The sequence below is a fragment of the Bacillus cereus group sp. Bce019 genome, from assembly GCF_051781745.1.
Taxonomy (GTDB): domain Bacteria; phylum Bacillota; class Bacilli; order Bacillales; family Bacillaceae_G; genus Bacillus_A; species Bacillus_A cereus.
In genome coordinates this window covers 89,499-115,526 of record NZ_JBPWJX010000011.1, presented here as the reverse complement: position 1 = coordinate 115,526, position 26,028 = coordinate 89,499, and the positions used below count along the sequence as shown (strand labels likewise).

The window sequence follows — 26,028 nt, the reverse complement described above, 5'->3', positions numbered from 1 at the left end:
AGGGCAGGAAATTTAATACAAAAAAGACACAGAGATTCCTCCCCATGCCTACTAATTCCTTACTTCTTCACCGCATGCACATAATGCACCGTCTCAAAAGCTTCTAAATAATCGTTTCGTCCTTCAAAATATAATGCATTAATATCCTCTGGTGATAAATGCTCATAAATGAGTAAGCCCGCCTTCTCTAACAGTGCTTCCATTTCAGCATAAGAATAACATGATTTCATCGGTTCTCCGCCTACCGCAGCCATTTTCACCATATTTTCAACTCGATTGGACAGTCCCTTTTCCGTAAACAAATTTTCATCGGGATAATCAAAAACGATAGAACTACCTGCCGGAACCATCTCGAATAAACATTCTAATAAACTAGCAAGTTCCTCTTTCGTTAAATAGTACGTAACACCTAAAAGGCTAAAGAAAGTCTTTTTATGTTCAAATCCTTCATTGCGTAACTGTTCATAGGAAAATCCTTTCGTAAAATCCATTGAAACAAAATGAAGGTTATTTGGAACTTCAAGTTCTACTTCTTTTATTCTTTCCTTCTTAAACGCCTGTGTAGAAGGATGATCCACTTCAAATATTTCTATTTTATTTTCTAATTCTCGGTGTCTAAAACTGAACGTATCTAAGCCTGCACCGAGTATGACGTATTGTTTCGCTCCTAATGTAATTTCATGTAGTAATACTCTTTCACAATATGCAGCACGTGCTAAAGGTGTTGGTGATAACTGAACTTGCGTAATCCAATTTAATATTTCTTTTGGATTGTCTTGAAACTGCTCTGCAATGTCTGTATTGAAAAAGTGAATCCCTTGAACCATGTTCGTTTCAATATTGTTACGTTCTTTTTGTGAAATGAAATCTTTAGCTACATAATCATCAAAGATTTTAGGATTATCAAATTCACTATGATACGCCCTTCCGAAAGCTGATACTAACGACGTTACACTTGCTTCACCTTGTTTCACGCACATACACTCTCCTTCATTTTCACAACAAAAATAGGGTTCCCCTGGCCAGGAGAACCCTATTATACACCTTATTTTTATATTGGTAAATTATAGCATAAATAAGTTTTTTTGTCAAGCTCCCAGCCTACTAACGCTCCAATAATTTGTGTAATCTCTAGCAGGAAGATTTCGATCTACACCGAATATTCCAGTTCATAACAATACAAATGGAGGGCGTCATGAAAAGATTAGTTATCATTACAGTTGGAAAAACTACATTTGCTAAAGAGTACTCCCCTACCCCAAATAAGAGATTATAAAAATTACATAATCATAGATTATTATGCAAATACTTCCTCTAGACGGCGCAGATGGTATATAATGATGGAAGAATCTACTTCTATATGCTCAATTTTACACAAAACAGCTCATGCATATGAAAGAAAAGAGGTACAAAAATATGAAAACAAAACAAACAATCGCTGCGTCTACACTAGCTTTAGCAATGATTGCTGGCGCGAACTCTGCTCATGCGGAAGTAAATGATGCTACTCCTCAGCAAAGTACGGGAGATCGATTAGCTGAAATTAAGCAACATAAACAAGAGTTAGATGCGAAATTGCAGCAACACAAAGAAAACGTGGATCAAACATTAAATGAACTTAACAAAGTTAAGGAAAATGTTGATACTAAGGTGAATGAACTACATGAACGTAAACAAGTTGCTGATGAAAAAATTAACGAGATTAAACAACATAAACAAGAGTTAGATGCAAAACTTCAGCAAGACAAACAAATCGCCGAAGATAAAATCGCTGAAATTAAAGAGCATAAAAAACAAGTAGAAGATAAAGTTGCTGAAGTAAAAGAGCATAAACAAAATATCGATAACAAAGTGAATGAGATTAAAGAACATAAACAAACTGTCGATGAAAAAGTGAATGAAATGAAGCAACATAAAGAGAACATTGATCAAAAGGTTAATGAACTTAAGGAAGTTAAAAAACAAGTAGATGAAAAATTAGCTGAGTTAAAGAAAGCGAAACAAACTGCTGAAGACAAACTCGCTGAACTAAAAGAAAACAAGCCGCATACTGGTAACACGTTAGAGGAACTTAAGAAAATTAAAGGCAATTTAGACAGTCTTTCCGCTAACTTAGAACTAGCTAAACAAGATGTAAAAAACAAACTAGCTGAATTACAAAAGGCTAGAGAAGATTTACTAAATAAAATTAACGAAATTAAACAATCGAAACAAACTGTTTCAGACGATTTAACAAAGAAAAAACAAGACTTAGATATTAAAATCAACGACTTTAAGCATACTGAGAAAAAAATTGACGACAAATTAGCTGAGTTACATACAACGAAGCAAAATGTTGATAACAAGATTAATGAAGTATCACAGTCCAAACAAACGCAAGCAGATAATGGTACTAAAAACAATAACGCTAAAGAACTTCCTAACGCTGGTAGCGAGCAATCAAACAATATGGCTCTAGGAATGCTATCTGTATTAGGCGGTGTTTTATTACTTACTCGTAATAAAATTAAAACGTTATTCTCTAAATAAATCCATTAAAAAAAGGAAAACCGCACATACATGTACGGTTTTCCTTTTTTTATATTAACTGTCCATCTCGAAGCGTCAATATACGATCACATACATCAAGCATTCTTTCATCATGTGTAATCATAATTGCTGCTTTTTGGCTCTCTTTCACTTCACGTTTCATCATTTCTACAACTTCACGTGCGCGTTTTGAGTCTAAGCTTGCCGTTGGCTCATCCGCTAATATTAAATCTGGGTTGTTCATGAACGCACGAGCGATTGCTACCCTTTGTTTTTCCCCGCCAGATAGTTGATTTGGATAATGATTCTTTCTTTCTCCTAATCCAAATGCCGCTAATAAATGATCCGCACGCTTTTCTGATTCTTGTTTACTTTCTTTTTTTAACTTAGCAATGTAAAGTAATTGTTCTTTCACATTTAAATATGGAACAAGATTTGCGAACTGGAAAATGAAGCCGATTTTTTTCAAACGAATGTCTGTCATTTCCTTTTCTGATAGCTTCGTAATATTTTGCTCACGAATGTAAATATCCCCTTTTGACGGTGATAATAGTGCACCCGCGATTGATAATAATGTACTTTTCCCTGATCCAGAAGGACCGACGATTCCGATAAACTCTCCAGCTTTCACATCAAGCGACATCGGATGAAGGGCCGTTACTTCCGTATTCCCTTCTCCGTACACTTTACTTACTTTGTCTAATTTCAATAATGAAGTCATTACATCCCGCCTCCAATTGCTTCTAATGCATCAACTTTTAATACTTGGTATAACGAAATAAGTGTTCCTAAAATACTAATTACGATAAAGATTGCTGCGTATTGTGCAATCATCGGTGTTGTTAATAAGAACGGCATACCCGCTGGTAAAATTTGTTCTAACCCTTGTACAAGAACGATACTAATTACCATCGCAACGACTGATAAGAATAACGCCTGTACGACTAAGCTATTTGCTAAATATGAGTTCTTTGTACCAATTGCTTTTAATACACCTAATTGCTGTGTTTTTTGTAGTGTAATAACATAGAAGAATACACCAATTAATAACGCAGCGATCACAAGTAAGAACGCAATGATCATCGTTAATGTTCCTTGCTCTTCTTTAAATCCTGGAATACTTTGCAGTACTTCTTTTTTATCAATAACGTGAGCATTTTTAATTTCTTTATCTGTGTTAAGTGCAATTGCACTATAATCTTTTTGGTTTGGTTGTGAAATAGATCCCCATACGTCTTCATTTACATAAACGACTGGTGTATGGCTAAACATTTGATCTTTCGTAAATCCGACGATTGTAAATTCTTTCTTTGAAACAGGATCGATAATTGTATCTCCAATATCGATTCCCTTCTCTTTAATCGATTCATCAGCAACCATCTCGTTGTTTGCTGTACCTAATTTCTCACCTTTTACAATGTTCGGTTCTAAAAATGAATCTCGTTCGCTTGAGAAAATAGCGATATCAACCTTTTTCGAACTATCCTTCTTTTCATATGTTGAAACTTTCACACGAAACGGAACTGCCTCTTTGTCACCTACTTGATTTACTACGTTATCTACATCGTCTTTCTTAATTTGTGAACGAAGTAATTTATTTTCCGCATCATCTGCTAAAACGAACTTATTTGCCTCCATATTTTGAATCGATGAAGCATTATCATATGATAATCCATTTGCTAATCCTGAAATAACAAGGACTAAAAATGATAATAACACCATAATCAATCCGATTAATCCGTATCTTAATTTTGATTGTTTTAATTCACGCAGAGCTAAAAACATTTCGCTCGCTCCTTCCTCTTTCTTTCTATGCACTTATCATAAAAAAGAAATATGAACGGAATATGAACAGAAGATTACAGAGGGAAAATTAAATTACAGCGGATACTTTTTGAGCGCGGGAAAGGTGCGGCTTTATAGCGGAAATGGGAGTACGTGAAATTTATATCAGCGATTTTTCAAATATATCAGCGCAACTGGAATTATATCGGCGGTTTTCACAATATATCGGCGCAACTCAAATTATATCAGCGATTTTCCGATTATATCGACTTACCGACAAAAAACGACAAAAAGAAGAGGCCGTTCCGAAACAGCCTCTTTCATCTATTTAGGAAGTTCAACCCGAACAGTCGTCCCTTCCCCTTTCGTGCTATATACCGAAACGGTCCCTTTATGCAGTTCAACAATCTTCTGCACGATTGATAATCCTAAACCGCTACCTTCTACGTTTCTTGCCCTTGCTGTATCTACTTTGTAAAAACGGTCAAAAATACGATCCATTTCTTCTTTTTCCATACCGATTCCGTTGTCTGATATAGAAATTATAACGCTAGACTCTAACTCTTCCACGAAAAACTCAATCGTTCCACCATCGTTTGAAAACTTAATGCTATTCGTGAAAATGTTACTCCATACTTGATGAAGTAAGTTTTCATCACCTTGTATTGTAATGTCTGGTACATCAAATTCAACGGCGATATCTTTCTCACGCCATTTCCATTCGAGCATAAAAATAACGTCTTTAATTTGCTTCTGCAAATTGAATTCTTTTATTTGTAGAACTTTCTCCTCCTTATCTAATGAAGCGAGCGTAAGCAACTGTTTACATAAACTAGACATTCGCTTACTTTCACCTTCAATAATTTGTAAGTAATGATTTCTTTCTTCCTCACTCATCTTTTCTGTTTGCAACGTTTTTGAAAAACCTTGTATGGAAGAAAGTGGTGATTGAAATTCATGTGAAACGTTCGAAACGAATTCTTGTCTCATTTCATCTAGTTCTTTAATACTTTTCGTCATCTTTTGGAAGCTTGTAGATAACGTTCCTATTTCATCTTTTCGTTTTACGTCTAATTCAATTTTATATTCCCCACTCGCAATTTTTTGCGTAGCCTTCGTAAATTTACGGATTGGGCGAACGATATAACCTGCTGCAATCGCTATAAAGATAATGCTTAATAGTACGATAAACCCAAGTAATACCGCTAAGAAAATTCGCATTTCGCCAAATTGGTTCTGAATGTCGGGGCGAATAAATAACGCGTACTGTTTATCACCGTGCTTTACCGGTACACCGACACTATTTATTAATTCATTATCGAAAAAACCGGTAATAAATAGGCGAGTCGGATATGTAGAAACACCATTAAATGTTTCACCTTGCAATACTTTATGGACTGTATCATCACTTATCGTCGTCTTACGAAACGCATTGCCGATACGCTTTCCATTCTTTTGATCATCGACAATATAAATTTCATACCCTAACTTTGCAATAGAATGCAAATACGTCTCTTGATTTTCTTCACTTTGCTTTTCATATAACGATTTAACTTCTTCCGCATACTTTAAAATCTTTTCACTATTATACGGTTTTAACTTCACTTGATAATATACGTTCGTTAATAAAAAGCCGATAATACTACTAAGTAGCATAATGCCGACCGTCATAAATACAAATCTAGAATATAGTGATTTCATCTTATTTCAACTCCAACTTATACCCGAGGCCGCGCACCGTTGTAATTTGAAAATCATCCGTTCGTTTTGAGAAACGATCTCGTAGTCGCTTCACATGAACATCAACTGTTCGTTCATCTCCTTCAAAATCCATTCCCCATACTAATTCAATTAATTCTTCTCTTGAAAATGTTCTCCCAGGATAACTAGCTAGTTGTGATAATAATTCAAATTCCTTTAAAGGAAGTAAAATCGTCTGGCCGTTACACTTTACTTCAACACCTTTACGATCAATTGTCGTTCCATGGAGTGTAATTATGTCAGCGCTCAGCATTTGATAACGGCGTAATAAAGCTTTCATACGGAAAATGACTTCAGCTGGTTCAAATGGTTTTACAATATAATCGTCCGTACCAGAAATGAATCCTTTCTCTTTATCGACTAACTGATCTTTCGCCGTTAATAAAATAACAGGTATATCATGATACTTCCGTATTTCTTCACATAACGTATAACCATCAACGAAAGGCATCATAATGTCTACGATCGCAAGATGAATATTTTCCTTCTCTAATACTTCTTGCGCTACCTTTCCATCTTCCGCCTCAAAAACTTTAAATCCCTCTTTTTGTAAATGATAATGCAATAACTCTCTAATATGTTTATCGTCATCAGCTAATAAAATATGTATCATCTTCATTAAACCCTCTCTCGTTCATCCTTCTACATCACTACATTAAGAAACAATTAGATTTTTTGCAAGAAAAAGAAAAGGATTCCTTAGAAGATACTCTTGTTATCATTGTGGTCAGCTGCTTTATTACTCTTATAACTTGGTGATGTTGTACTCTGGTGTACGAATAAGTGATCTATTACTTTTTTAGTAAGTGGCATAAAGAAATTCAGTAATAGCCCACCTAAACAAACAGTTAATATAGTCCCAACACCAATTGGTCCATGTAAAATCGTTGCCATTATTAAGAATATAAGGTAAATACATGTTCGTGCTATAAAGATATTCGTTCTAGTTAATTCTTGTATGATTAAAGTTAATCGGTCAATTGGAATGGGAGCAAAATTTGTTTGTAAATATATTGCAGTTCCTAATCCTGTAATAACTAATCCGATTCCAAAATAAATCATTTTACTGTACCATATTTCACGTGTAATTAAATTGCGTAATAAAAATAGCCACACATCAATACCAATACCCGTTATGAATGCTGTTAACAACCCTAGTACCTCTGGTTTTTTTCTTTTTAATATCGAATTACAATATATTAATAATAAAGCTATTATTATTTCCCAGCTTCCCACAGTAAGCCCCACATTTAAAGAAAGTCCTACTAAAAGTGCATCAAAAGGTGAAGTGCCAAAATCTGATTGTATTGTGAAAGAAATACCAAGGGTTAATATTAAAATTCCTAATACATAAAAAACATACTTCATTTTAATCAACCTCTTCATCGTTATTTTTGTTGCATTTACAATAAAAATATTTTATATTAAATGTAATTTCAAATTGTTGCATTTGCAATAAAAATAAAAGATAAGGAGTTCATTATGAAAGAAATTCTTCGTGAAATTGGCATGATTGCAAGGGCATTAGATTCTATTAGTAATATAGAATTTAAAGAATATGAGCTTACAAAAGGTCAGTATTTGTACCTTGTGCGAATATGTGAAAACCCAGGAATCATTCAAGAAAAGCTATCTGAGATGATAAAAGTAGATCGTACAACCGCAGCCCGTGCTATCAAAAAGCTTGAACTCAATGGATTTATCGAAAAGAAAGAAGATGAATCTAACAAGAAAATCAAAAAACTTTTCCCAACAGAAAAAGGGAAAAACGTCTATCCTTTTATTAAAAGAGAAAACGATTATTCAAATACTGTTGCATTAGAGGGATTTTCGGAAACAGAAGCGGAAACTATTTCTAACCTTCTTCAAAGAGTAAGAAAAAATATAGAAAAAGATTGGGAATTTGTAAAAAAGGGAAATAAGAGAAATTATTGATTATATAAAGGAGCGAACTATTCAAATGACTACACATACAGAAAAGTGCACCCTTAAAGATATACACAGACTTCAAGAAATTAGTTATGAAACATTTAATGAGACTTTTAAACATCAGAATTCACCCGAAAATATGCATCATTATTTGGAAAAGGCATTTAACTTAAAGCAATTAGAAAAAGAATTATCCAATATCTCTTCTCAATTCTTTTTTGTCTACTTTAACGATGAAATTGCTGGATATTTAAAGGTCAATATTGATGATGCTCAGTCTGAAGAAATGGGCAATGAATCACTTGAAGTAGAGAGAATTTATATAAAGAGCTCCTTTCAAAAACATGGTCTTGGTAAATATCTACTAAATAATGCTATTGAAATTGCAATAGAACATAATAAAAAGAATATTTGGCTAGGCGTATGGGAGAAAAATGAAAATGCTATTGCTTTTTATAAGAACTTAGGTTTTGTACAAGCTGGCTCTCATTCCTTTTACATGGGCGATGACGAACAAGTTGACCTTATAATGATCAAAACACTCATATAACTTTTTTTGAAAGGTGGGCTATTATGTATATTCCAAAGTATTTTAAAGTCACAAATCTTGATGAAATTTGGGATTTTGTTCAAAAAAACTCTTTTGGAACAATCGTCACAACAAAAAAAGAAAAACTAATCGCAACTCATTTGCCCTTTGAATTAACTAAACAAGGTGATGACTATTTTATTACTGGACATATGGCTTATGGGAATCCTCAGTGGAGAACATTTGAAACTTGTGAAGACGTTCTTGTAATATTTCAAGGACCACACTCTTACATCTCTTCTTCTTGGTATGAACATGAAGAAGTTCCAACATGGAATTATCAAGCTGTCCATATATATGGTAAAGCAAGTATTTTAGATAAAGAGGAATTAATAGATGAATTAACAACAATGCTGAAAAAATATGAAGAGCATCGTGAAAATCCAGTATTATGGGATAAACTTTCCCCTACTCTCTTAGAAAATGAACTGAAAGGTATAGTTGGATTTAAGGTTAAGGTGGGAGACATCCAGGCTGCATATAAATTAAGTCAAAATCGAAATGAGACGGATTATATTAACATTATTGAGAAATTGTACGATGAAGAAAATCCAGATGCAAAACAAATGGCGGAACTCATGGGGAGTAGATTAAAAAATCGCATATAACCCATTGTTATTCAACTCTCACATTTTAAAATTAAAGAACAGACTGGAGCGCTTTATCGGCGGTTTTCTTTAGAACGTAAAAGATTGAACTGAAAGTGACTGGCGTTTAATTAAAAAAGAATCTATTTTGAAAAAAGACTATTCAAAATAGATTCTCACGTTTTAGTATTAAGATTATTTTAATCAAAAACAATTTTTAAGCCTTCGAAATATCAACAAATCCTTCTCCGAATACGTCACGAACATCGTGTATAGCGATGAAGGCAGCCGGATCTGTAGTTTGAACAATCCGCTTTAGCTTCACTACTTCTTGCTTATTAATAACAACATAAAGAATTTCCTTCGGCGTTTTCGTGTAATAGCCATGCCCTGAATATACAGTAACCCCTCTGCCCATTAAAGTAGTCACCTTCCCGGCAATTTCATCTGGTTTATCAGAAATAATCGTAATGGCCTTTTTCGGATTTAAACCTTCAATTACAAATTCCATTACTTTCGTTCCTACATATAACATAATAATTGTCAGCATCAGTTTTTCTGCACCAATGATGAAATAAGATGAAAACGCAACGATTAAATCGAAGAACAGTAGACCATAGCTAATACTCCAGCCTAAGTATTTATGTGTCATCCTCGCTAAAATCGTAGTACCTGCAGTTGTTCCACCAACGCGAATGATGAGACCAATACCACACCCGATAAATATTCCACCGAAAATGGCATTTACGAGCATTTCATCAGAAGCAATTGTCCATCCTTCTGTTAAATGAAGAAATAGTGAGTTCGTAACTACAGCGATAATCGTATAAATTGTTGTAATCTTATTTAAAAATTTATAACCGACTATTAACAAAATCGCATTTAAAATTAAGTTCACTAAACCTGGTGACCACTCAAATAAATAGTACGTAATAATCGTGATACCTGTTACCCCGCCCTCACCAAACTCATTCGGAATAACAAATAAATTGACACCTAACGCAAAAAGAAATGCACCGATAATAATAAAAATAATGTCTGTCGTTCTTTTTTTCATACAGTACCTCACTTCTTATGTAAATATTTATTCTGCCATAAACTCTCACTATTATATCGTGGAATATTCAAATCGAACAGTGGTTTGTTTTTATTTTAATATAAGATAAAAAATCAACATTATTTATTATGTACTGCAAATAAAGTTTTGATTTCACCCGTAATTTACTCTTAAAAAGAAATGCTAAACATTGACTTGCACAAATTTCAAATAAAAAAGTACCCATCTCATTGTCATACGCAATGAGATGGGTACTGCATGATACATTTAGTTTTCACATGTATTGTTTGGAGAAAATTGCAAATAACGACCTATACTCGCCTTATTAAGACCAAATCCATACATCATCATTATTTTCAGCGTTCGTCTTTGCTTCATGAACTTTTTCAATATGATCAACTGTGTTCCAGTTAATAGAAATACCACCCCAGCCCACATACTCCATATCAATTTTCACTTTCTCACCCACATTAAATACTTGTCCCTTTGTTAAGAAAACATCAATAATATCTTTCTTCCCATTTAGCGATGGATACTCAACTACAACATATTTAGTAGCACCGTCTCCCTCATCTTCCATCGTTCCTACTTTTGATACTTCTCCAATTACATAATTAGGTGAGCCATCTTCTTTCATGTGCATACCTAACTTGTTTGTTGTATTTTCAACTGCAGTTGCAACCATATATTCTGTAAAATTACGCATCATAGATCCAGTAGCTTTTACTTCATCTCCTACTTTCACGTTTGAAAGTGAATCAATATACACACTAACAGGTTCCTCATATTGCTTAGATTTTACAACAATTACACCGTTATCTACTTCTACTACTCGTCCTTCTAACGTCGAGAAGTTCGATTCAATAGAAGCTGCACTTGCTTTTGTTAGTTCTAATCCTGGTACATTTGTTCCTGATAATGCTGCGATCCCTAAAGCACCTGCTAAAATTATTTTTTTCATACCCATATGTAACATCTCCATTCATGATGATTTTATTTTTTTGATTGGTATCGACCAACCTGTAATCATTATAGTTACAGGTTGTGAAAATAACAACCGTTTTCCTCATGCAATGATGCATACTGTGATTTTCAAATATAAATTTTAACAAAAAATGTTTGTAGATTATTCCTATATTCAGCACTAATACTAAATTCTCAAATTACAGCAGGTGAACTTATTGGAGGCGGAGAAACTAATGTCATGTACAATGTTCTTCAACTCTACGGTTTGTATAGCCGTAGTTCATTACATTATGTAGGAGCGGGATTCATATGTTAATAAAACCAAAGAGGTTACAAGCAGGAGATATCGCGGCGACAGTAAGTCCTTCATGGGGAGGCGCAGGTGATTCTGAAATAAGATGGCGATATGAGCAAGGAGTTAAAAGATTAGAAGAAGTTTTCGGTCTTACTGTTATTCCAATGCCAAATAGTTTAAAAGGTAGCGAATTCATTTATAACAACCCACAGGCTCGTGCAGAAGACTTAATGACAGCATTTCAAGATACACGCGTGAAAGCAATTATCGCGAATGTTGGCGGTGAAGATAGCATCCGGTTACTTCCCTATATAGATTTTAATGTGATACGCGAAAATCCGAAAATTTTTATGGGTTACTCTGACGTTACTATTTCACATTTATTTTGTCATAAAGCAGGCCTTTCCTCTTTATATGGTCCAGCAATTTTGACCGATTTTGCCGAAAATGTAGAGATGGATCCATACACAATTGAAATGGTAAATCGTACTCTCTTTTCAAATGAAACGATTGGCGAGATTCAACCAGCTCATGAATGGACAAGTGAGCATTTAGAATGGATTACAATAAATAAAGATACAAGACGTACGATGCAGCAAAACAATGGATATGAGCTACTTCAAGGCTCTACCACTGTACAGGGGCGCTTAATTGGTGGATGTATTGAAGTATTGGAATTTGCAAAAGGAACGGAACTTTGGCCTGAGAAAAAACATTGGGAGAATAGTATTCTCTTCTTTGAAACTTCTGAAGATCATCCAGAACCAAGTTATATAAAATATTGGTTACGAAATTATGCAGCACAAGGCATTCTACAAAAAGCAAAAGGAATCATTTTTGGTAAACCGAAAGACGAAAAGTATTATGAAGAATATAAACACGAAATACTGAAAGCTATGAAGGAACATAATTTAGAAGCTTTGCCGATTCTTTATAATTTAAATTTTGGCCATACTGAACCGAAGTTTATTTTACCTTACGGTGCAATGGCAGAAATTGATTGTGAGAATGGATCTTTCTCTATTTTGGAGAGTGGTGTGGAATAAAGTGAAACTTTAATCAGTGAGTGTTCCATTCACATTGCTATCAAGCTAACATTTTGAAGTTCTCCCAGAACGAAAATTTATTCTTTTCATAGGTATTCAAGGATGTAAAACAAATTTTGTTTTTTGCATATCTTCTACAGTTTCTTTTTGTAGTATTTGGTTATTTTTAAATTTACCATCATTCAATTGAGCAATCATGAAATTGGCTACATCAATCCCTGTAGAAAACATACTCCCTTGTGGCATATCGGTTGGTCTAGTTTGATAAAATGGAATGGCATTACCTTTAGCATCATATCCTGTTGCAAGTTTTTCTTTAATAAAATTAATCATAACAAAACTGCTATTATGCATTTCTAAAGGGTAAAAAAACATTTTTGGCCATAAACCTCAGCATAGTCATCAACAAAAACTGGTTTGCTTTCTTTTTCCTTAACATTTGTTTTGATTTTAGTTCGAACGGTATCCTCTCTAAAATCACTCTCAAATAAAAACCATAGTAAATCTATTAGATGAATTCCCAAATCTCCCAAGGCTCCACTAGTTCTATTACTTTGAAAATCATCTCGCCAAGTAAACGAAGTTCTCCTAAAAGCGCTATTTTTTTCAAAATGCAATCTTATTACTACCATTTCCCCTAATTCTTCATTTTGAATTAATTGCTTTAAAGCCTTAACATAGGATAAGTAGCGATAGTTAACCCCCATTGAAGCGACTAGATTAGTATTTTTTGCTATTGTCATCATGTACTTTGCTTCCTCACAAGAAATCACCATAGGCTTTTCACATAAAACATGTTTGTTTTTTAATAATGCTTGAACAGCTTGAGATTTATGACAAAAATTCGGAGAAGATATTATTACCTCATCAACTACTTCTAGTAACTCTTCATAGCTATTAAAAACCTTCCCACCAAAATCCCCTACCAATTTATCGGCATTCTCAGAATTAACATCATACACTCCAACTAATTTACAATTATCAATAGTTGATAATGCTCTAGAATGAGCTCTTGCAATACTTCCTGCACCTATAATCCAAATATTCATTATATGAACATCCCCTTTTAATTAATAATGTGCTTTAAAGTATTTAAAATTCCAATCGAGTATTCACCTTGAGCTAGCATTGAGTGTGTTTTTTTGGCCTCTTCTGTTGCATTTTCTACTAAATAGCCATGCCTTACAGCTTGTAGCATCCTTAAATCATTCCCACTATCTCCAAAAGCAATTGCTTTTGTTTTATCTAGTTCGTACTTGTCTAAAATAAATTTCACTATCTCATCTTTACCTGTTCCAAGTGGAATAAAATCTACATCATAGCAATTTTCTGGATCACCAGCTAATGGATTACATTTGTTAATATTAACTCCAACTTGGAATATCTCTCCGATTTCTCCTATCTTTTCTAAATTCTTTGCATCAATAAATTCATTTTGCTCTTCATAATAAAAATTAAATTTGTACTTAGAACTTCCTAATTGTGTCTGAGGTCTTAAAAAAATTTCATATTTTGATTCTAGCAATTTAATAATTCTTTCAATCTTCGAAGAATCAAAACCACCCTCTATAATTCTCTCTTCCCAAATTTGATCATCTATAGTAGTCCCGTTGCTATCAAAGTACGTTATTTCTGTACCTAATCCACTCGCCACAAAATGAGGAAAATACTGTATACCACCCTTTTTCATTTTTTCAACAATTGATTCTAAACTACTTCCCGTTACCCAACCAATTACTAAATCCCCTTTACTTCCTTGTTCATACAAATACTTTTCTAACAATTTCATATTGCTTCTTTTAGAATCATCCATGTTATGAGGATAATAAGTTTCATCAAAATCACAGAACACTACATATTTAGGCTTTTTAACCAGTGGTAGTCTTTCAAAATTTAAAGACTTTAAAACTTCATTATTTATTGACATTGAATAATCCCTCCAAAACGAAATTTTGCTTTTCTAACATCATATTTGGATGTAAAGGTAGATGTAATATTTCTTTATGAACTTGCTCTATATTTAACAGATTATTTCCCTTTACCCACTTGGTATTTTGCATATGAGATAATACTGGATAATAAATATCTGTTTCAATGTTATACAATTGGTACAATTTATTTTTCAACTCGTCTCTTCTTCCATTTTCAATTCTAATCGGAAAAAGGTGCCAGACATTATCTTCTGTCATCATAGGTAGCTTTATTAATTCTCTATCCTCTAAATCCTTCAACTCACGAATATATCGTTGAGCTAAATACGCTCTTTTTAAATTGTTGCATGATAAATACTTAATCCTTTCCAAACCAATAGCTGCTTGCAAATTATCAATTTTAGAATTGAATCCAAAGTCTAATACCTTTTTATTTTTTTATCAATTTCAAATCCATGATAACTATATTGATTACAACGTATTGCAAGATTTTCATTATTAGTAACTATTGCACCAGCTTTACCACATACACCAAAATTCTTGTATGGATTAAAACTAAGGACAATAATATCTCCATATTCTCCAAGATTTGAAGAACCAATAGCTTGACATGCTTCTTCAATAACTCTTAATTGATATATATCCGCGATTTCACAAATTTTTTTCATTTCACACTGCTTACCATACAAATGCACAGGTAAAATGCATTTAGTTTTTTTGGTGATAGCTTCTTCTATTTTAGATGGATCAATACAATAACTCTTCTGATCTATATCTGCAAATATAGGTTTTGCTCCGACCGCTAACACAACATTTTCAGTAGTAGCAAAACTATTAGCTGGCATAATTACTTCATCTCCCGGCTGAATACCAATAGATAACAATGACACCATAAGGGCATCTGTACCACTGCTTGTTGCAATTACAGACTTTTTATTTAAATAACTTCCGATTACTTCTTCTAGTTTTTTTGAAAATGGTCCACTTGTGAATTGACCTGTCGGTAAAATATTTTTTAAAACTGCTATAATTTTTTCAACCTCATCTTGAGAAATCAACCGATTAACTGGCATAAATTATATTTTCTGTATATTTTTCTGCTATAATTGAACATATCTTTTTCTATATCAATATCCATTTTCAATTTGTTTTCCCTAAATAATTTCTCTTTCATCTTGTGATTCGGTAATATATTACTAATTTCAAATTCTTTTTCTTTTGTCCCCCCCCTGTAAGCACTTTAATAAAGCTAAATTGGCTTTACTATGTCAAGAAATTATAGTAAGAGTTTTCACGTTAAATTACCTCTAAGAAATTATTTTGAAAATCATGAGTAGACTATACTTTATGTTATCGATTACATGTCAACATATTTTTTACGGAGGGTTTCTCTATGGTAACAATTAATGAAATAGCTAAATTATGTAATGTATCAAATGCTACTGTTTCAAGAGTTCTAAATAATCATCCTTATGTAAATTCAGAAAAACGTGAGAAAATAATAAAAGTAATGAAAGAATTCAACTATACTCCTAGTTCTTTAGCTAGGAATCTTAGGGTAAATAAGACACAAACCATTGCTCTATCAATTCCAAATATAGATCATCCCTTTTTCGGGAAATTAGCTAGAGAAATTTCTAAAGAATTATTAAAACACAATTACAAATTGCTAATTTATCAGACTTTTTATGAGAAAAAAATAGAGCTTGAATTACTTTCATTACTAAAGAATAAAGCTGTAGATGGTGTAATTCTCGCATCTCTAGAAAATAGTTGGGAAAATATAGAGCATTATTTAGCTTATGGGCCTATAATACTTTGTAATGAGTATGAGGAAAATGCACCTATTCCGATAATTTGTTACGATGAATTTGAAGCGGGATACAAAGCTGTTAAACATTTAATAAGCAAAGGTTATAAAAAAATTGGCTTTTGTTTTGACTCTCTTAATAGTCAAGCACAATTAAAACGCCAACAAGGTTATCTGCATGCCTTAAAAGAAAAACAATTACCATTCAATAAAAATTGGCTATTTGGAGATGCAATTACTATTAATGATGGATTTAAAATTTTTGAGAAGCTAGATAAATTTAAAGATAAACCTACTGCATTATTTACTGGAAATGATCAAGTTGCTGCTGGAGTCATTAAAGGAGCTACTATTAGGGGGTATTCTATCCCAACTGACTTAGCTGTTTGTGGTTATGATAATCAATTAATTTGTACAGTTACAACCCCAACAATTAGTACTATTGATATTCCAATTGTTGAACTGAGTAAACGTACCGTTAACGAGATACTACTATATATAAATACAGATGAATCTATTAAACGTAAAATTATTGAATACCCTACAAACTTAATTATTCGTGAATCTACATAATTAAATTAAAGTTTTTGCTTAAACTGATGTGATTAATAAAAAGAGGTCGTAAATAATAATGCGTCCTCTTTTTATCATTTTAGGTATTAAATTCTACGTACATTCGACATAAATTGATTAGTTTTTATGAATTTTATTGAAAAAATTGTAAAACGCCTCCATTTCCCCTTCTATTTTGCTATGATAGTTACAATTAAATAGGATTAAGATATTTCTATAGGATGGGGGAGTATATAGTGAGTGTTTCAGTAAAGGGAAATGAGCAATTAACCTCTCTATTGAACGACTGGTATCGATCTATGCTATCTCAACAAGTTGTAAAAGCTACTAATCTAAAAAAGAAAATTGATGAAAAAATTACTAAGTTAAGCATTGAGTCAAATCAAGAACGTCAGGATCAAAATTTGTTACTATATTACTCACTACTTGAATTTCGTTACACAGTCTTAACAGATAGCCTCGGTATTCAACAAAATAGTTTTGATGCTATTAGTGATTATGATATGCCTACAGACCATTTTCTACGCTTCTACTATCACTTTTTCAAATCCATTCATTCCACTTTTATATCAAGTTTTACTGAGGCAGAGGAACATTATAAACTGGCAGAAAAGATACTAGTAAACATTCCAGATGAGATTGAACATGCTGAATTCTACTATAGAATTGCTACTTTTTATCATCATACCTATAACATGCTCACTGCTATCGAATACGCAAATAAATCGAGAGCAATCTTTTCGAAGTATGAAGGTTATGAAGTAAAAACAGCCTTTTGTAATAGTTTGTTAGGGGGTTGCTGTATCTATTTAAAGCAGTACGAACAGGCAGAAGAATATCTACATTGTGCAATTGAATTACTACAGAAGAATAAGGAAGAAGATTCCTTGTTATACGTAAAAAGTACTATGGGGTGGCTGTATTCTGATCAAAGTATGTCTACGTTAGCTATTCGTCACCTTTCAGAAGTAACAGAAAAAATCCCTACACACTTCAAAGCTATCTTCCTACAGGCTAAGGAACATTATAAATTAGGAGAACAATTAGCAGCTAGCAAACTCATTGATAGGGGATTACAGATCTGCAGAGGAATTCATAACGAAGAATACTCACACCACTTCTCTATTTTAAAAAGATTAAATGAAAATATTCCACTGGAAGAATTAGAAAAAATCATTCAAGAAGGAATCTTATACTTTGAACAAGAAGAATTATGGGAATATGTTGTCGAATACGCCGAATTATTTGCCACAAAATGTAGACAATTAGAGAACCACCAAAAGGTAAGTGATTATTTCCATATTTGTTATCAAGCAAGACGAAAATCAATTGAAAAAGGAGTGTTAAAATAATGAAAAAAATCAGCCTATTATTATCGGGTATTGCTTTTATTGGGATTCTAACGGTGGGAATTTCTCCACTTTCTAAAGCGGATCAGTTTGCTACTCATGGACATTACCCTGTTCCTACATATAGTGTTGGCGATCATGGTAGTGCACCACAACAAACTTAATATAAGTGTATGTAAAGACCCTTCATTTGAAGGGTCTTTACATATCAAAATATGTATTGTTCTTTTTGGCTACGCCAAATCAAAATTCTTCTCTCGCCTATCACCCTGCACTCTCTTAAGGCAGGATCATTCTTTCGGAAAATCCGTTAAATAATAGAAATAGACTAACTATTATATCTATCAACTCTTTATATGCAATATTACATGCGAAGTGCCTTAAATATTTTGTTATACTATGTATGTGGATTTTTCATCCAAAAATCCTCTCAAACGCATATTTATGTATATGCCACCCTAATTGATGAAAGTGAGAAGAATGTTTATCATTTTTCTCACTTTTTTTATTTAAATTATGTGCTTGTACTTATTCTTTAGTTATTTTAAATAATAAAAGCTCAAAAAGAGAATTCACTTTTCAAATCCAACCTATCGAATCAATTATTGTCTAATAATACCACACCATCTTTATCAACTCATTTTAGAATATTTGAACAATAATTTTATATACAAGCTCTGCATAAATTATTCATTTTCCTTTATATAAGGCCTGCATTTTTACTTCTGATAAATTATCAAATATTGAATTATTATACACAAATCAAAAAACACAAGGTATTTTGTAGAATTTTGTCTATCAATATGTATGTACACCCTTATGTAGTGGATATAGACTGTGAGGTGTAAGGAGGTACCTTACAAAATAATGAAAAGGAGATTATAAAATGATTAGATTAACAAAAGTCTCAAAGTTAGTATTTACAACATTAATTGTGGGAAGTAGTTTAAGCTTCTTTGTGTCGTCACACAGTGTACAGGCTGACACCTTAGATCATAATTACCAAGACACTCAAAAATTCATACCACCTTCTAGTGCTAGGCAAACATTGGAACAAAAAAACAATATTGTTCCAGAATCAAAAGTTATTAAAAACCATTATGTAAAATATTCTAAAGCACATTTCCAAACTAAAGAAAGTATACCAAAAGAGATTTATTATTCTTCAGAAGGCTTTAAAGGCTATATACAAGCAAGTACCGTTTGGGATATGGGAGATCATTTCGCAACGCTATATTCCGGAACCGTTATTCGATGTTAGACTTTTAATCCCTTCTCTCCTAATGCTTATAATGAACAATAGCTCACTACCAATACTATAATAGCTATTGTTCAAAAAATAAACCACAAAATCTTTTGATTTCATGGTTTATCAAATATAAAGATAATGCTAAATATATACTCTAACATTACCTTCCCCAAAGTTAATTATAGAGTATTTTCTCAAAAAAGACACTCTTGTAGTGTCTTTTTTATATTATTTTGATTTATTCCCATCTTACTTTTGTTAAACTCATATATGTAATAATGCATATTTTTTTGATTGCATATTATGATATGCTCTCATTGTGAGCTGATACATAATTTCTTTAGATTGGAAAACTAAAACCTCGTTTACCCAATTTTCGGGCGCCTTATGGCGTCTTTTTTTTGCTATTGAAGTAAAAAAATAGGACCGTAATATCATTGTTAAAAAAATTGTATACTTCAACAAGAATTCCACCTACTAACCCTTATTTTTTGCGGTTATTTATTTGTTTCAACATAATAATTTTTCATCTCGTATATGCAATAGACAATGATAGCTAAACTCCAACTGACACCATAGTAATCATGTGTGTAGAAGTCATAGCCTGCCTTAATACCTTTTTCCATTACAACTAACGTAAATCCTAACGCCACCCACTTGTTAATTTTCATCTTAATATACGTTATCGCTATAATTATTAAAAATAAAATATTTGTAAGGTAGTTTATCGTTAGCTCATATTTTTGAATGTATACTGCCATTATACAAGCAACGATATTACTCGCAATGCCCAAGGCAACCACGGTTCTCCAAATCCTGTCCGAAATTCCCACTCCTGATTCAGTCCCTTCCTTAATCACATTCTTTTCCTTAATTCGTTCCTACACCCTATTCAAGGTATGCTGTATTATTCTTGTCTGATGAATATCTCATTATCTTTTCATATAGAGCAAACAAAATTTCCACTCATAATTTTTTCTTTCTTAGGCAAACTAGTTTTAAGCCGTTTGAACTAGCGGCTTCACTCTTCTGGTAATGGGGTAGTAAATTTATAGTAATTGACTAACTCATTCAGTCCATTGGCACTGGCAGGCGACAAAATTGTTGTCTGCCATTTTCATGTATACTTTTTCTTATTCCATTCCAAACCATATGTTTGCTGTACTGCTTTTGAAAAGAACGGTATTTGATTTTTGAATAAGTAAAAAAGATACAGCTCAGCCCACTTTTGGAATAGGACTTTTTCTTTTTACATATACTATTTTTGAGCCTTTTTACCAATACGTGTCCTATTGGTGTCTTGAATTCCTCCTAAAGGGGCGGCAGATACGACTGCATGCCCTTTTTATTTATACTGCTTTTCTATACCAATAAAACAGTTAAAAAATAAAAATGCACTATCACATATTTTTTCCAGTTCAGATTATGTTAAAATTTCTTAAGTTGTTTATTTCATAGTTGAATTATGATTTCATATCTAATTCAGCAATATGTGAGCTGTATCCCAAAAGAAAAGACACTCAAAAGGTGTCTTTTCTTCTTTTAATTTAAAAAACATTTTTCTTTTTTAAAGATTTTCTGTCTTGTTCTTAATTTTGTCAAAATCCTCATATAGCTATCAAAAACATATATGCTATTATGTTTTTAAGAAACTATATGTTCCCTTAACCCTGTATCCGACCCTGTATTTTTACAGGGTCTTTGTTTATTTTATTTACTTTCATTAGTTTATAAGAGTTAATACACATCCCATTTCAATTAAAATCGTTTAAATGTTAGTTAGTATTTGAAATGATAAATCTATTAGCTTTTTTGACAATGGTAATCTAATACTAGATTCCTAAATGTATACTACACTAAACATCAGTTAATACTATACATATAGTGTTAACTATCTTAATTGAATATTAGTAATAGTAAGTATAAATATTATCAATTTACTATATATTACATTTATGTAAAAATAGATGTATGTTAAGCTTTTTCAAAATCTTTCCCCTAATAAAGATTTGAAGTAGCATTTCATGATTCTCCTTACTGTTAATATGCCTTGAAAAAGAACCCAATAGGGTTCTTTTTCTTCTCATTACATCCTCAATAATTACTTATTTAAAATACAAAAAGAACTGACAATTTGAACTGTCCCCCAAATCATGGACACTTAAAAAAGCCCCATGATTCGGGATTTTTGTGTATTTTTATCAAAAAGGTTCTTTATCCAAACATGTAGAATTAGCACATATACAGTTTTTTATAAATGAAGAGGTGATTGTGTTGAAGTATTTAACAAAATCAAAAAACTCATCAGCAGGTCTGAGAGGGTATTTTGAATCCTATCCGTTAACTTCATTTTTCGTGATGGCATATTTATTCTCATGGGTTGTATTAATTCCATTTATCTTATCCCAATGGGGTATTTTCCCTAAAACAAAAGCATTTCATATTTTCTTTTTTGCCAATGCATTTGCAGGCCCTATGTTAGCAGCATATATCATGTTTCGAACTCTTGAAGGCAAAGAGTCATGGAAAAAAGTTAGAAAAAGCATTCTAACTACTAAGATCGGTTTGAAGTGGTACTTGTTTACTCTCATCGTTATCCCAACTACAATGTTTCTGGGGATGGTTATAGTAAATGGAGAGATACCAACTTTCCGTGACCTTAATTTTGAATTTTTTATAACCTATCTCTTCTCTTTTGTAGCAATTTTCTTTCTCGGTGGGCCTTTACCCGAGGAAATCGGATGGCGTGGTTTCGCTCTGCCTCGATTACAATTGAAATTTGGACCGTTAAAAGCTACATTACTACTTAGTGTTTTGTGGACTTTTTGGCATCTTCCACATTTCTTAACAGCTGCACAAAGGGGTGGCCCGGGTTCTGACCTTTCTCTCCTATATATTCATTTGCCAATTTTTATTTTACTATGTTTGCCAATCTCAATCATTCTTACTTGGGTCTATAACTGCAACCACGGTAACTTATTTATAATCATGCTAATTCATGCGAGTGTAAATACGTTTAGTTTAGCACAAACTCATTCCACCAACCCTGTTTTAAAAAATACGGATATATTTGTAGTGATAGGATTGGGATTTGTCGCTTTACTTATTCTTATTTTCACACGAGGTAATCTGGGGTATAAACAAACTTTTAATGAAGTAGAGTTCAGTAACAATAAAAATATAAGTAAATAGAAACAAAAATCATAGAATAATAGGTTGATGACAATAGTGTACCGCCACACTGCTAACAAGTTAACAATCATTTTCTTCTTCAAAAAACGCGCTTCTTTTTTCAAGCTGAAATACAATTGTTTGCAAAGAGATTCTCCGGATATTTGGTATCATATACCTTGGATAAATTAGATAGAAAAATAGGGTCTTTTCAACAGGAAAATAATTTATAGTGGAAAGAATATATTTATATTGATTATAATAATGTGTTTTGAATTGTACATTTAAGGAGGCGTTGTCGATGAGAAAATATTTCTATTTGATTGGGCAAAAAAACAAGAGGATAACGTATCACTAGCACATAAACTACGTGCTTCCTCTTCAATATTGGAAGGAGAGTATCAGATTGAATAAGATTTATTTAAAGGCTATTGACAAAAATAATTGGGAAGAAGCAATTAAACTTTCGGTTAAAGAAGAACAACAAACATTTATAGCATCCAACCTTTATTCTATCGCAGAAGTTCAATTTCTAGATAATTTCTATACAAAAGGTATTTACCTTGAAGAAAAAATGATTGGATTTACTATGTTTGGGATAGATCCTGAGGATAATAATTATTGGATTTATAGACTTATGATTGATGAAAATTTTCAAGGAAAAGGTATAGGTAAACAAGCTATATATCTGGTAATTGATGAGATAAGAAGAAATAATAACGCAAACATTTCTAGAATAATGATTGGATATGCCCCTGAAAACCTTACAGCTAAATTTGCATATAAAAAAGCAGGATTTACTGAAACTGAATTATCATCTTGGGGTGAACAGTTAGCTAAGTATTCCTTATAAGCAATTGAATTCTGTACATTCACTTTTAGACTAATTAAAGAAAAGAGTTTGATAGTATAGTAATATAGATAGGAAATGATTAAACTTTTTTATAAAAGAATAAACCAACTGAGAATATTAAGAGCGTGTTTTGATTTACCTTTTTCAAAACACACTCTTTTATTCCGAGATATCATATTAAAAGAAAAGAACAAATATCGGGAATTATATACTCCCTCCTGAGGCTAATTCGGTTTTATTAGCTTGATAATGTTGTAGCTATACCCCTTGAACTGAAAAATTATGAGTGAATGTCATTTTTCATCTTCTATTCTAACTAACAAGTCGTGAAATTCGTTTCTTCTTCCATGAAAGTTTATAATATCCATATTGCAAAAGTAAACTTACAATAAATGCAGCTGGATATCCAATCCATATTCCTTTTATACCAAGATTTGTATGATAAGAAAGGTAATAAGCAACTGGGACTTCTACAAGCCATATTGATACGACACCAATTATAGTGGGCCATAATACAGTTCCACTTGCTCGCATTGTCGCACCAATAATTTGAGCATGACCGAAAATTAAGTAACTCCAAAGCGTAATCATTACCAAACTATGTGCAATTTCGATTGTATTCGGACTCGTTAAGAATAACGATAAGATTTCTCTTGAAAACAAGTAAATAAAAGCGATTAATATACCACCAATTATATAGTTCATAACGATTCCAGCACGAATAACTTCCTGTAATCGATTAAATTGCTTTGCACCAATGGATTGCGCAGCGAAAATGGATACTGTAATTCCGAGACTGACTGCAGGCATCTGAACATAACTTGCAACCTGGTTTACAACCCCATATGCAGCAGTCGCATCCGAACCGAAACGATTCACAAATGCGATTACCGCAATCTCAGATAATGAAACAAGAATCATATTAATACTGGCTGGAATTCCAAGGCGTAATAATAGTTTTAACAAACCCCAATCCATACGAAGATATTTCCGTACTGTCTCATCTAATTGCAATGGATGATTCTTCTTCTTTAAATAAATAATCATAACAATAAATGTTATAATGGTTGAGATAACAGAAGCATAAGCAGCTCCGTACACACCAATTTTTGGTATTCCTAGCCAACCAAAAATTAGAATAGGTAATAGCATTATATTTAAGACTGTACTAACAATTAAGAAATAAAACGGTGTCTTAGAATCTCCTGTACCCCTAATAAACGTTGTATAGGAGAAATATAGAAATAAAACTGGCATAGAAATAAATAAAATACGTGCATAATGCACACTCATATCAATTATATTTTCTGGCGTACCCATAAGACGCATAATGTTCAGAGCAAATACATTTCCCACTATTGCCAAAATAACTCCTATTATAAAGGTAAATGTCAACGTCGTACCAACAATGGCTTTTAAACGTTCTTCATTACGGGCACCAAATGCCTGACCAATTAAAATCGAACTACCTGACCCAATTCCAATTACAAACGAAACCAGTAAGAAGAATAATGGAAAAAATGCTGAAATGGCAGCTAATTCATTCACACCAATCCATCGCCCTACTACCACCATACCAAATAATTGTCCAACTGATTGTAATATGTTACTTAAAAGCAAGGGAACTAGAAACATAGACATTGATTTCCATGTTGCTTTCTCTTCCTTTTGTTGATTTTTTAATCTTTTACTTTCTTGAATACTATCTATCGATGATTTCATATTTGATTTCCCCTTTTATTTGGAGGATTTATATCATTTTGAGAATAATACGTTAAAAGTGAAAAAAATTTCAAGTTAACATTATAATCTTATCTACATATTTCCCCCCTACGTAATAATGATTTTTGAGAATTTGTTTGTCATTCTTTTTTCTACACTTCTCCCTTTTGATTTACTCTTCAACATGTGCAACAGTTGGATTAATTTTCCTTGACCCGTTTATTTTAATAAAATTATTTATATTATTAAATGTAATAAACAATTAATAAATAAAATTGGTATAAAAAATGATTTTTGTAATTAACAAAGGTCATTTTTTATTTTTAAATATTGTAATTACTTAATAGTAGTTTATTTAAGAGTTACAAAATAAATATTCTTCCCTTGATTTGGTCTTCGTTATAGCGGTTAACATAGATTATTGCTCTTTTATATTATATATTTTTTAATAATTTGTCTAAAATATAACTAACCTGTTTTAGAACAAATTGGTTACCGAGTAGTTAGCTTTTGCTAACTGCTTTTTATTAATTAAGTATGTTCCAAAATGATGAATTCCTAACTATTAGGTTAGCTCGTGCTATCTACAAAAGGAGTTTGACGTTTTACTTAAATACTACAAAGTTACTCTACTCATATATTTTCCAATAAAAAAAGAGAGATATATAATCTCCCCTTCTAATCCATAAACTATACAATTAGCGAGTGAATCCTCCACCAAATTGTTGTTCAGCCATTGCCACTAGACGTTTTGTGATTTCACCACCAACTAATAATTCGTTACGGCTTCCACTATTATTGTTTGCCATCATTACGTATACTCGTT

Annotated in this window: 23 protein-coding genes and 3 pseudogenes; 11 read left to right on the top strand and 15 right to left on the bottom strand. The window is 32.4% G+C overall.

Annotated features, from left to right (window positions below):
- Positions 1-59 precede the first annotated feature (59 nt).
- Positions 60-980 (bottom strand): class I SAM-dependent methyltransferase, encoded by a 921-nt coding sequence (locus ACS2QP_RS16540; RefSeq protein WP_438882623.1) that lies wholly within the window; start codon positions 978-980, stop codon positions 60-62.
- 436 nt (positions 981-1,416) lie between these two features.
- On the opposite strand from ACS2QP_RS16540, the gene ACS2QP_RS16535 reads away from it, so the two are divergent.
- Positions 1,417-2,529, top strand: a complete 1,113-nt coding sequence (locus ACS2QP_RS16535) for an LPXTG cell wall anchor domain-containing protein (RefSeq protein WP_438882622.1) — start codon at positions 1,417-1,419, stop codon at positions 2,527-2,529.
- Positions 2,530-2,578: 49 nt separating this feature from the next.
- Here ACS2QP_RS16535 and ACS2QP_RS16530 read toward each other — a convergent pair whose 3' ends face one another.
- The 5 genes from ACS2QP_RS16530 to ACS2QP_RS16510 all read right to left on the bottom strand — a co-directional run bounded on the left by ACS2QP_RS16530 (position 2,579) and on the right by ACS2QP_RS16510 (position 7,443).
- Entirely contained in the window at positions 2,579-3,250 is a 672-nt protein-coding gene (locus ACS2QP_RS16530; protein WP_000202606.1) for an ABC transporter ATP-binding protein, read from the bottom strand.
- Entirely contained in the window at positions 3,250-4,314 is a 1,065-nt protein-coding gene (locus tag ACS2QP_RS16525) for an ABC transporter permease (protein ID WP_006922800.1), read from the bottom strand. The genes ACS2QP_RS16530 and ACS2QP_RS16525 overlap by 1 nt, the downstream gene beginning before the upstream one ends.
- Positions 4,315-4,638: 324 nt before the next feature.
- Entirely contained in the window at positions 4,639-6,015 is a 1,377-nt protein-coding gene (locus ACS2QP_RS16520; protein ID WP_438882621.1) for a sensor histidine kinase, read from the bottom strand.
- Position 6,016: 1 nt separating this feature from the next.
- Entirely contained in the window at positions 6,017-6,694 is a 678-nt protein-coding gene (locus ACS2QP_RS16515; protein WP_000781966.1) for a response regulator transcription factor, read from the bottom strand.
- 80 nt (positions 6,695-6,774) lie between these two features.
- Entirely contained in the window at positions 6,775-7,443 is a 669-nt protein-coding gene (locus ACS2QP_RS16510; RefSeq protein WP_438882620.1) for a YczE/YyaS/YitT family protein, read from the bottom strand.
- 114 nt (positions 7,444-7,557) lie between these two features.
- On the opposite strand from ACS2QP_RS16510, the gene ACS2QP_RS16505 reads away from it, so the two are divergent.
- Genes ACS2QP_RS16505 through paiB form a run of 3 tightly spaced genes read left to right on the top strand, consistent with a single transcriptional unit; the run spans position 7,558 to position 9,201 of the window.
- On the top strand, positions 7,558-8,010 hold the full coding sequence (locus tag ACS2QP_RS16505; protein ID WP_326263613.1) for a MarR family winged helix-turn-helix transcriptional regulator: 453 nt from the start codon (positions 7,558-7,560) through the stop codon (positions 8,008-8,010).
- Positions 8,011-8,035: 25 nt separating this feature from the next.
- Entirely contained in the window at positions 8,036-8,554 is a 519-nt protein-coding gene (locus ACS2QP_RS16500; protein ID WP_153581400.1) for a GNAT family N-acetyltransferase, read from the top strand.
- A 23-nt stretch (positions 8,555-8,577) separates the two neighbouring features.
- Entirely contained in the window at positions 8,578-9,201 is a 624-nt protein-coding gene (gene paiB / locus ACS2QP_RS16495; protein ID WP_438882619.1) for a protease synthase/sporulation negative transcriptional regulator PaiB, read from the top strand.
- A 196-nt stretch (positions 9,202-9,397) separates the two neighbouring features.
- Here paiB and ACS2QP_RS16490 read toward each other — a convergent pair whose 3' ends face one another.
- Positions 9,398-10,237, bottom strand: a complete 840-nt coding sequence (locus ACS2QP_RS16490; RefSeq protein ID WP_000747497.1) for a YitT family protein — start codon at positions 10,235-10,237, stop codon at positions 9,398-9,400.
- Between the two features lie 325 nt (positions 10,238-10,562).
- On the bottom strand, positions 10,563-11,204 hold the full coding sequence (locus ACS2QP_RS16485) for an ATP F0F1 synthase subunit alpha (protein ID WP_061457452.1): 642 nt from the start codon (positions 11,202-11,204) through the stop codon (positions 10,563-10,565).
- 308 nt (positions 11,205-11,512) lie between these two features.
- On the opposite strand from ACS2QP_RS16485, the gene ACS2QP_RS16480 reads away from it, so the two are divergent.
- Positions 11,513-12,544, top strand: coding sequence for a S66 family peptidase (locus tag ACS2QP_RS16480; protein ID WP_061457453.1), 1,032 nt, complete (start codon positions 11,513-11,515; stop codon positions 12,542-12,544).
- Between the two features lie 99 nt (positions 12,545-12,643).
- On the opposite strand, the pseudogene ACS2QP_RS16475 reads toward ACS2QP_RS16480, so the two are convergent.
- The 4 genes and pseudogenes from ACS2QP_RS16475 to ACS2QP_RS16460 form a co-directional block, all read right to left on the bottom strand.
- Positions 12,644-12,935: pseudogene (locus tag ACS2QP_RS16475) on the bottom strand (serine hydrolase); the annotation flags it as partial.
- Positions 12,922-13,593, bottom strand: a pseudogene (locus tag ACS2QP_RS16470) (Gfo/Idh/MocA family protein); the annotation flags it as partial. The pseudogenes ACS2QP_RS16470 and ACS2QP_RS16475, both read right to left, overlap by 14 nt.
- Before the next feature lie 17 nt (positions 13,594-13,610).
- Complete coding sequence (locus ACS2QP_RS16465; RefSeq protein ID WP_061457455.1) at positions 13,611-14,471, bottom strand: HAD-IIB family hydrolase; 861 nt, start codon at positions 14,469-14,471, stop codon at positions 13,611-13,613.
- A pseudogene (locus ACS2QP_RS16460) lies at positions 14,458-15,770 on the bottom strand (DegT/DnrJ/EryC1/StrS aminotransferase family protein). Before ACS2QP_RS16460 ends, ACS2QP_RS16465 begins: the two are co-directional and overlap by 14 nt.
- Before the next feature lie 98 nt (positions 15,771-15,868).
- Here ACS2QP_RS16460 and ACS2QP_RS16455 point away from each other — a divergent pair.
- The 4 genes from ACS2QP_RS16455 to ACS2QP_RS16440 all read left to right on the top strand — a co-directional run bounded on the left by ACS2QP_RS16455 (position 15,869) and on the right by ACS2QP_RS16440 (position 19,468).
- Positions 15,869-16,858: a LacI family DNA-binding transcriptional regulator gene (locus ACS2QP_RS16455; protein ID WP_000256370.1), complete on the top strand. Its 990-nt coding sequence runs from the start codon at positions 15,869-15,871 to the stop codon at positions 16,856-16,858.
- 236 nt (positions 16,859-17,094) lie between these two features.
- Positions 17,095-18,210, top strand: coding sequence for a tetratricopeptide repeat protein (locus tag ACS2QP_RS16450; protein ID WP_061457457.1), 1,116 nt, complete (start codon positions 17,095-17,097; stop codon positions 18,208-18,210).
- Positions 18,210-18,371, top strand: coding sequence for a hypothetical protein (locus tag ACS2QP_RS16445; protein ID WP_438882618.1), 162 nt, complete (start codon positions 18,210-18,212; stop codon positions 18,369-18,371). The genes ACS2QP_RS16450 and ACS2QP_RS16445 overlap by 1 nt, the downstream gene beginning before the upstream one ends.
- Positions 18,372-19,093: 722 nt before the next feature.
- Positions 19,094-19,468: a hypothetical protein gene (locus ACS2QP_RS16440; RefSeq protein WP_000620456.1), complete on the top strand. Its 375-nt coding sequence runs from the start codon at positions 19,094-19,096 to the stop codon at positions 19,466-19,468.
- A 485-nt stretch (positions 19,469-19,953) separates the two neighbouring features.
- Here the strand turns inward: ACS2QP_RS16440 and ACS2QP_RS16435 are convergent, their stop codons facing one another.
- Complete coding sequence (locus ACS2QP_RS16435) at positions 19,954-20,289, bottom strand: hypothetical protein (RefSeq protein WP_438882617.1); 336 nt, start codon at positions 20,287-20,289, stop codon at positions 19,954-19,956.
- 1,441 nt (positions 20,290-21,730) lie between these two features.
- Here ACS2QP_RS16435 and ACS2QP_RS16430 point away from each other — a divergent pair.
- Entirely contained in the window at positions 21,731-22,648 is a 918-nt protein-coding gene (locus ACS2QP_RS16430) for a CPBP family intramembrane glutamic endopeptidase (protein WP_061457460.1), read from the top strand.
- Positions 22,649-23,033: 385 nt separating this feature from the next.
- Positions 23,034-23,480 (top strand): GNAT family N-acetyltransferase, encoded by a 447-nt coding sequence (locus ACS2QP_RS16425; protein ID WP_001034039.1) that lies wholly within the window; start codon positions 23,034-23,036, stop codon positions 23,478-23,480.
- Positions 23,481-23,792: 312 nt separating this feature from the next.
- On the opposite strand, the gene ACS2QP_RS16420 is transcribed toward ACS2QP_RS16425, so the two are convergent.
- Together ACS2QP_RS16420 and ACS2QP_RS16415 are read right to left on the bottom strand one after the other, a co-directional pair.
- Positions 23,793-25,121 carry an MATE family efflux transporter gene (locus tag ACS2QP_RS16420; protein ID WP_400154827.1) on the bottom strand — a complete coding sequence of 443 codons (1,329 nt, stop codon included), beginning with the start codon at positions 25,119-25,121 and terminating at the stop codon, positions 23,793-23,795.
- 779 nt (positions 25,122-25,900) lie between these two features.
- Positions 25,901-26,014: a small, acid-soluble spore protein, alpha/beta type gene (locus tag ACS2QP_RS16415; protein ID WP_098584290.1), complete on the bottom strand. Its 114-nt coding sequence runs from the start codon at positions 26,012-26,014 to the stop codon at positions 25,901-25,903.
- Positions 26,015-26,028 lie beyond the last annotated feature (14 nt).

Excerpts from the sequence above, each read along its gene's own strand:
- ACS2QP_RS16540 (WP_438882623.1), bottom strand. The coding sequence starts at position 980 with ATGTGCGTGAAACAAGGTGAAGCAAGTGTAACGTCGTTAGTATCAGCT.
- ACS2QP_RS16535 (WP_438882622.1), top strand. The coding sequence starts at position 1,417 with ATGAAAACAAAACAAACAATCGCTGCGTCTACACTAGCTTTAGCAATG.
- ACS2QP_RS16530 (WP_000202606.1), bottom strand. The coding sequence starts at position 3,250 with ATGACTTCATTATTGAAATTAGACAAAGTAAGTAAAGTGTACGGAGAA.
- ACS2QP_RS16525 (WP_006922800.1), bottom strand. The coding sequence starts at position 4,314 with ATGTTTTTAGCTCTGCGTGAATTAAAACAATCAAAATTAAGATACGGA.
- ACS2QP_RS16520 (WP_438882621.1), bottom strand. The coding sequence starts at position 6,015 with ATGAAATCACTATATTCTAGATTTGTATTTATGACGGTCGGCATTATG.
- ACS2QP_RS16515 (WP_000781966.1), bottom strand. The coding sequence starts at position 6,694 with ATGAAGATGATACATATTTTATTAGCTGATGACGATAAACATATTAGA.
- ACS2QP_RS16510 (WP_438882620.1), bottom strand. The coding sequence starts at position 7,443 with ATGAAGTATGTTTTTTATGTATTAGGAATTTTAATATTAACCCTTGGT.
- ACS2QP_RS16505 (WP_326263613.1), top strand. The coding sequence starts at position 7,558 with ATGAAAGAAATTCTTCGTGAAATTGGCATGATTGCAAGGGCATTAGAT.
- ACS2QP_RS16500 (WP_153581400.1), top strand. The coding sequence starts at position 8,036 with ATGACTACACATACAGAAAAGTGCACCCTTAAAGATATACACAGACTT.
- paiB (WP_438882619.1), top strand. The coding sequence starts at position 8,578 with ATGTATATTCCAAAGTATTTTAAAGTCACAAATCTTGATGAAATTTGG.
- ACS2QP_RS16490 (WP_000747497.1), bottom strand. The coding sequence starts at position 10,237 with ATGAAAAAAAGAACGACAGACATTATTTTTATTATTATCGGTGCATTT.
- ACS2QP_RS16485 (WP_061457452.1), bottom strand. The coding sequence starts at position 11,204 with ATGGGTATGAAAAAAATAATTTTAGCAGGTGCTTTAGGGATCGCAGCA.
- ACS2QP_RS16480 (WP_061457453.1), top strand. The coding sequence starts at position 11,513 with ATGTTAATAAAACCAAAGAGGTTACAAGCAGGAGATATCGCGGCGACA.
- ACS2QP_RS16465 (WP_061457455.1), bottom strand. The coding sequence starts at position 14,471 with ATGTCAATAAATAATGAAGTTTTAAAGTCTTTAAATTTTGAAAGACTA.
- ACS2QP_RS16455 (WP_000256370.1), top strand. The coding sequence starts at position 15,869 with ATGGTAACAATTAATGAAATAGCTAAATTATGTAATGTATCAAATGCT.
- ACS2QP_RS16445 (WP_438882618.1), top strand. The coding sequence starts at position 18,210 with ATGAAAAAAATCAGCCTATTATTATCGGGTATTGCTTTTATTGGGATT.
- ACS2QP_RS16440 (WP_000620456.1), top strand. The coding sequence starts at position 19,094 with ATGATTAGATTAACAAAAGTCTCAAAGTTAGTATTTACAACATTAATT.
- ACS2QP_RS16420 (WP_400154827.1), bottom strand. The coding sequence starts at position 25,121 with ATGTCTATGTTTCTAGTTCCCTTGCTTTTAAGTAACATATTACAATCA.
- ACS2QP_RS16415 (WP_098584290.1), bottom strand. The coding sequence starts at position 26,014 with ATGATGGCAAACAATAATAGTGGAAGCCGTAACGAATTATTAGTTGGT.